We start from the raw sequence: 6,682 nt of genomic DNA, 5'->3' as shown, positions 1-6,682 counted from the left end.
CCGGCACCGCGGCGGGCGCAGCCGGGGGCGTCAGCGCGGCTAGGCCCGCAAAACCGCCCAGCGCCCCGAAAGGGGCCACCGCGACGAGCATCGGCAGCAGCAGCAACTGGGGCTGCGTCGGGAGCCAACTGGCGAGCTGGGCCAGGTGAGTCGGCCAGTCGAGCAGCACGAGGTTGGTGATGAACTCGAAGGCCGCCGCCGGGTTTTCCTGCAACAGCGCCCCAAATTGCTGAAAATCCGAAAACAGCTCGAGGGCTCGAACCACCCACCAGTGCACGTCGCCGGGGTTGGTGTAGGCCTCGTAGGGCAAGCCGTTGAGGGTCCCCTCGACCGGATCCCAGTCGATGCCGAACAGCCGCAGGATCTGAGCGATGAACTGATTGAGCGGACTGTCGAATCCGTGCTCGTGGTCGTGGTGGTCGTCGTCCTCCTCGTGGTCGTGTTGGGCGGTGGCCTCGGACTTGAGGATGGGCGGCGCCGGGTCCGTCGGCGGTATGGCCGCCACCGTCGCGGTGGAGACGGCTTCGTAGGTCGCCATCGTGCCGGCGGCCTGGACCCACATCCGCGCATAGTCGGCCTCGTTGACCGCGATCGGAATGGTGTTGATCCCAAAGAAATTCGTCGCCACCAGGGCGCCGTGGACGACGTGGTTGGTGGCCAGCTCGGGCAGGGTCGGCATCGCCGCCAACGCGGCGGTGTAGGCGGTGCCCGCCGTCTCGTGCTGGGCGGCCGCCGCGGCGCTGTGCGCGCTGGCCTGCGTCAACCACGCCAGATAGGGGGTATGCGCGGCAACGTAGGATTCGGCGCTGGGCCCCTGCCACGCGCCGGCCTGCGTCGACGTCAGCAGCGCGCTGAGTTCTTCTGCCGCCGAGGCGTATTCGGCGCCCATCGAACTCCACGCCGCCGCCGCGGCGAACAGCGACGCCGGTCCCGGGCCACTGCTCAGCAACGCTGAGTGCACCTCCGGCGGGGACGCCATCCACATCGGTGCGGTCATCGTCGGACACCCCCGCTGCGGTCGGCGATCGGCGGGGGGATTGCGGCGGGCAACGCCATCAGGGCAACTCCTGGGCTGGGCGAGGTTGCAGAATCCTCGACCAGTTAATTGAAAATGATTGTCGTTATCAAGACGGGCCCGCCCCCCTCATATCAAAGGCATAAAATTCGCCGCAGCGGCGCGTTGCGCACCACGTTTCCGCGGAAGGCCTCTCGGGCGGGGCCGGCGCAGGTGGCCACTAGACTCGCCTGCGTGGCCGAATCCACTGGAAACGCGCAAACATCGGGTACGTCCGGACCGCCGGCTCGACCGGTGCTCGTCGTGGACTTCGGCGCGCAGTACGCGCAGCTGATCGCCCGCCGGGTCCGCGAGGCCCGGGTTTTCTCCGAGGTCATCCCGCACACCGCCACGGCCGAGGACATCAAGGCCCGCGACCCGCTGGCGCTGGTGCTCTCCGGCGGGCCGTCCAGTGTCTACGCCGACGGTGCCCCTCAGCTCGACCCGGCGCTGTTCGATCTCGGGGTGCCGGTGTTCGGCATCTGTTACGGGTTTCAGGCCATGGCGCAGGCGCTGGGCGGGACCGTCGCCCACACCGGCACCAGCGAATACGGCCGGACCGAACTGAAAGTCCTTGGCGGCGAACTGCATTCGGGATTGCCCAGCGTCCAGCCGGTGTGGATGAGCCACGGCGACGCGGTCACCGCCGCGCCGGACGGATTCGAGGTGGTGGCCAGCAGCGCGGGCGCGCAGGTGGCCGGCTTCGAGAACCGGGCCCGTCGCCTGGCCGGGGTGCAGTACCACCCGGAGGTGATGCACAGCCCGCACGGGCAGCAGGTGCTCAGCCGCTTCCTGCACGACTTCGCCGGGCTCGGCGCGGACTGGACGGCCGCCAACATCGCCGAGGCGCTGGTCGAGCAGGTGCGCGCCCAGATCGGCGACGGCCACGCGATCTGCGGGCTGTCCGGCGGCGTGGATTCCGCGGTGGCCGCCGCGCTGGTGCAGCGCGCCATCGGCGACCGCCTGACCTGTGTCTTCGTCGACCACGGGCTGCTGCGCGAGGGCGAGCGCGCGCAGGTGCAGCGCGACTTCGTGGCCGCCACCGGCGCCAACCTGGTGACCGTCGACGCGGCCGACACCTTCCTCGACGCGCTCGCGGGCGTGACCAATCCCGAAGGCAAGCGCAAGATCATCGGCCGCCAGTTCATCCGGGCGTTCGAGGGCGCGGTGCGAGACATTGTGGGGGACAACGCTTCCGACGGTTCCGGCGTTGACTTCCTCGTCCAGGGCACGCTGTATCCCGATGTGGTGGAGTCCGGTGGCGGCAGCGGCACCGCGAACATCAAGAGCCACCACAACGTCGGCGGCCTGCCCGGCGACCTGAAGTTCAAACTCGTCGAGCCGCTGCGGCTGCTGTTCAAGGACGAGGTGCGCGCGGTCGGGCGCGAGCTGGGCTTGCCGGAGGAAATCGTTGCGCGCCAACCGTTTCCGGGTCCCGGCCTGGGCATCCGGATCGTCGGCGAGGTCACCGCGCAGCGGTTGGACACCCTGCGGCGGGCGGACTCGATCGCGCGCGAGGAGCTGACCGCCGCCGGCCTGGACAACCTGATCTGGCAGTGCCCGGTGGTGCTGCTGGGCGACGTCCGCTCGGTCGGCGTGCAGGGCGACAACCGCACCTACGGGCACCCGATCGTGCTGCGGCCGGTGACCAGTGAGGACGCCATGACCGCCGACTGGACCCGGGTTCCCTACGAGGTGCTGGAGCGCATCTCGACCCGCATCACCAACGAGGTGGCCGAGGTCAATCGCGTGGTGCTCGACATCACCAGCAAACCGCCGGGCACCATCGAGTGGGAGTAGCCGGCTGGACCTAGTCCCAGCGAAAAAGCGGCCACATAGCACCCATTTGCCCCACCGGTATCGATCGCATAAAGCCGCCCCTTCCGTTTCTTGACGGTTGTCAGAGGGTGGGTGTTTACTTCGCATGTATCGAACACACATTCGAATACACTCCCGAAAGCGTGGTGATAGGAGGCTTGTCATGACCGCGGCTTTTGCCTCCAGTCACCGCGAAGAAACCCGTGCTGAGCAGCTCGAATCGCTTCGGCAGCGGATGGCGGGCATCTCCGCGAAAAGGTCCGGGCCGGCCTTCGGCGGGCCCGCCGACGAGCTGCTGGACTCGGAATCCCAGCTGGCGCTGCCGCAGTGGCTGGCGGACCTGTTGCCGGCGCCGCTGCCGCGGGGAACGGTGGCGGTGCTCTCGGGTGCCCGGTCGCTGCTGTTGAGCATGGTCGCCGCGGTCACGGCGGCCGGTGGCAACGCCGCGATCGTCGGCCAGCCGGATATCGGGCTGCTGGCCGCCGCGGAGATGGGGGCGGACCTGAGCCGGCTCGCGGTGATACCGGATCCCGGAACCGATCCGGTGGAGGTGGCCGCGGTGCTCGTCGACGGCATGGATCTGGTGGTCCTCGGGCTGGGCGGGCGCCGGGTGCCGCCGACCCGGGCGCGGGCGGTGGTGGCGCGGGCCCGCAACAAGGGGTGCACCCTGTTGGTCACCGGCGGCGAATGGCAGGGGGCGCCGACGCGGCTCGCGGCCCGGGTCTGTGGATATGAGATCACCCCCCACTGGGGAGCGCCCGCCCCCGGATTCGGGCGGATCAGCGGGGTGCGGCTGCAGGTCAGCGGGATGTGTGCGGGGCGACGGGTGATGCCGCAAGCGCGAGCGGGGTGAATTCCGGTGGTAACCCCTTCTGGTTCAAGGGTTTTGGCGATCTGGTGCATGGATTGGCCCGCGGTGGCGGCGGCCGCGGCCGCGGATCTGTCCGCGACCGTCCCGGTCGCGGTCACGTTGGCCAACCGGGTGATCGCCTGCTCGTCGGCCGCCCGAGCGGTGGGGGTGCGGCGGGGGCTGCGGCGCCGGGAGGCGGCGGCCCGGTGCCCGCAACTGCATGTCACCACCGCCGACGCGGACCGTGACGCCCGCTTCTTCGAAGCGGTGATCGCGGCGGTGGACGATCTGGTGCCACGCGCCGAGGTGCTGCGGCCCGGGCTCCTGGTGTTGCCGGTGCGCGGGGCGGCCCGCTATTTCGGGTCCGAGGCCACCGCCGCCGAACGGCTGATCGACGCGGTGGCCGCAGCCGGCGCCGAGTGTCAGGTCGGGATCGCCGACCAGTTGTCCACCGCGGTCTTCGCGGCGCGGGCGGGCCGCGTCGTCGAGCCGGGAGACGACGCGAGGTTTTTGTCGGTGCTGTCCATCCGTCAACTCGCCACCGAACCGAGCCTGTCCGGTCCGGGCCGGGAGGAGCTGACGGACCTGTTGTGGCGGATGGGGATTCGCACCATCGGGCAGTTCGCGGCGCTGTCGCGCAGCGACGTGGCCTCCCGGTTCGGCGCCGACGGGGTGAGCGCGCACCGGTTGGCCCGCGGCGAGCCCGAACGGCCGCCCTCCGGGCGGGAACCGCCGGCCGAGCTCGAGGCCGTGCTGGACTGCGATCCGCCGATCGACCGGGTCGATGCTGCGGCATTCGCCGGGCGCTCGCTGGCCGGCGCGCTGCACCAGAAGCTGATGGCCGCCGGCGTGGGATGCACCCGGCTGGCCATCCACGCCGTCACCGCCAACGGCGAAGAACGCCATCGGGTGTGGCGATGCGCCGAGCCGTTGACCGAGGACGCCACCGCCGACCGGGTGCGCTGGCAACTCGACGGCTGGTTGAGCAACCGCACCGCGCGCGATCCCCGGCCCACCGCCGCGGTGACACTGTTGCGGCTGGCCGCGGTGGAGGTGGTATCCGCCGAGGCGCTGCAATTGCCGCTCTGGGGCGGGCTGGGGGAGGAGGACAGGCTGCGGGCCCGACGGGCGCTGGTGCGGGTGCAGGGCCTGCTCGGGCCGGAGGCGGTGCGAGTGCCGGTGCTGTCCGGTGGTCGCGGGCCGGCCGAGCGCATCACGCTGATCCCGCTGGGCGACGAGCCGGTGCCGCGGGCCGATCCCGATCTGCCGTGGCCCGGCCGGCTGCCCGAGCCGTCACCGGCGGTGTTGCTGGACGATCCGGTGGAACTGCTTGACGCCCAAGGGAATCCGATACGGGTGACCAACCGCGGGCTGTTCTCCGCCGACCCCGCCCGGATGATCACCCAGGGCCGAGACGAGCGGCTGTGCTGGTGGGCCGGGCCCTGGCCGGTCGACGAGCGGTGGTGGGACGATCGGCCCGCGGCCGGCAATGGGGGCGGACCAAGGGTCGGACCGAGAGGGGGTCGCACCGCCCGCGCCCAGATCTTGCTGGAGAGCGAGCGCGCGTTGCTGTTGTGCTATCGCCAGCGGCGCTGGTATCTCGAGGGGAGTTACGAGTAGGTGGGCCGCAGCGCCTCGGGGGTCAGGTCCTTGAGCGAGGGATATCCGTCGACGGCCATGATCAGATCCGCCTCGGCCAGCAGCGAGCGCAGCACGTGCACGATGCCGTCGACGCCCCCGAGCGCCAGCCCGTAGGCGTAGGGCCGGCCGATCCCGACGGCGGTCGCCCCCAGCGCGAGCGCCTTGATGATGTCGGCCCCGCTGCGCACACCGGAGTCGAACAGCACCGGCAGCCCGTCGGCCGCCTCGAGCACGTCGGGCAGGCAATCCAGGCAGGGCAGCCCGCCGTTGGCCTGTCGCCCGCCGTGGTTGGAGCAGTAAATGCCGTCCACGCCAATGTCTTTGGCGCGGCGAACGTCGTCGGGATGGCAGATGCCCTTGACCATCAGCGGCAGGTCGGTCTCCGACCGCAGCCACTCCAGGTCCTCCCACCGGAACGGGCCGCCGAAAATCGGCAGCTTGCGCACCGCCGCCTCGGTGGCGTCTTCGCCGCGGCTCAGCTTGGCGCGAAAAACCGGATCGCTGGTGTAGTTGGCCAGACACCCGCTGGGCACCTGGGGGTAGTTCCCGCCGCTGAGGTCGCGGGGCCGCCAGCCGGTGACCCAGGTGTCCAGGGTGACGGCGATGCTTTTGAAGCCGGCCGCCTCGGCGCGGTGCACCAGGCTGGCGGCCATCTTGCGATCCGGCGGCGTGTACAGCTGGAAAAACGCCGGCGTATCGCCCAGTTCGGCCGCGACGACCTCCATGGGGTCGGACGTGAGCGTGCCCACGAAGAACGGGACGCCGGTACGGACGGAGGCCCGGGCGCAGAGTATGTCCCCGTGGCCGTCCGGATCGCACACCCCGATGACGCCGATGGGTGCCATGAAGATCGGAGACGGGAACCTCATGCCGAACAGCTCGACGGACATGTCGCGCTCCTCGGGCGCGACCCCCATCCGCGGATACAGTCCCCACCGCTTGAAGGCCGCGCAGTTGGCGCGCTGGGTGTGCTCGTCACCGGCGCCGCCCGCGACGTACTGCAGCACCTTCGGTGTCATCGCCGCCGCGGCCTTTTTCTCCAGGTCCTCGAACCTGATCGGGTACTGCGGCTGATTTCCGTGCAGCGACTGGTCGTACAACTCGTTTTGGTAGTCGGCGAAGGCCATAGTCGGTCCAGTACCCCGCACCCGGTGCACCAAACGGTGTTCGAGGATGCGACCCCACGGGTTGGTCAGTGCGGCGAAAACACATTCCGCGATAAGCGGTTTCGATGCGCTCCGATACGTATCGGTCAGTACCGCCCGAAGACGGTCGCCACGTTGTGTCCGCCGAACCCGAACGAGTTGTTGATCGCGTAC

The 6,682-nt window shown here is 70.2% G+C and carries 5 protein-coding genes; 3 read left to right on the top strand and 2 right to left on the bottom strand.

The window, feature by feature from the left end:
• A partial coding sequence (locus tag JF781_RS27195) for a PPE family protein (protein ID WP_225341338.1) occupies positions 1–997 on the bottom strand: 997 nt, incomplete at its 3' end.
• 252 nt (positions 998–1,249) lie between these two features.
• Here JF781_RS27195 and guaA point away from each other — a divergent pair.
• The 3 genes from guaA (at position 1,250) to JF781_RS27180 (ending at position 5,342) form a co-directional block, all read left to right on the top strand.
• A complete protein-coding gene (gene guaA, locus JF781_RS27190) occupies positions 1,250–2,854 on the top strand; it encodes a glutamine-hydrolyzing GMP synthase (RefSeq protein WP_225330132.1) in 1,605 nt (534 codons plus the stop codon).
• Between the two features lie 181 nt (positions 2,855–3,035).
• Positions 3,036–3,725 (top strand): hypothetical protein, encoded by a 690-nt coding sequence (locus tag JF781_RS27185; protein ID WP_225330131.1) that lies wholly within the window; start codon positions 3,036–3,038, stop codon positions 3,723–3,725.
• 48 nt (positions 3,726–3,773) lie between these two features.
• Positions 3,774–5,342, top strand: coding sequence for a DNA polymerase Y family protein (locus tag JF781_RS27180; protein ID WP_225330130.1), 1,569 nt, complete (start codon positions 3,774–3,776; stop codon positions 5,340–5,342).
• Here JF781_RS27180 and JF781_RS27175 read toward each other — a convergent pair.
• Positions 5,333–6,490 (bottom strand): alpha-hydroxy-acid oxidizing protein, encoded by a 1,158-nt coding sequence (locus tag JF781_RS27175; RefSeq protein WP_225330129.1) that lies wholly within the window; start codon positions 6,488–6,490, stop codon positions 5,333–5,335. The genes JF781_RS27180 and JF781_RS27175 overlap by 10 nt on opposite strands.
• Positions 6,491–6,682: the final 192 nt, after the last annotated feature.

The organism is Mycobacterium sp. WUMAC-067, from assembly GCF_020217485.1.
GTDB lineage: Bacteria > Actinomycetota > Actinomycetes > Mycobacteriales > Mycobacteriaceae > Mycobacterium.
This window is presented reverse-complemented; position numbering and strand designations above follow the sequence as displayed.

Excerpts from the sequence above, each read along its gene's own strand:
- JF781_RS27185 (WP_225330131.1), top strand. The coding sequence starts at position 3,036 with ATGACCGCGGCTTTTGCCTCCAGTCACCGCGAAGAAACCCGTGCTGAG.
- JF781_RS27175 (WP_225330129.1), bottom strand. The coding sequence starts at position 6,490 with ATGGCCTTCGCCGACTACCAAAACGAGTTGTACGACCAGTCGCTGCAC.
- JF781_RS27180 (WP_225330130.1), top strand. The coding sequence starts at position 3,774 with ATGGATTGGCCCGCGGTGGCGGCGGCCGCGGCCGCGGATCTGTCCGCG.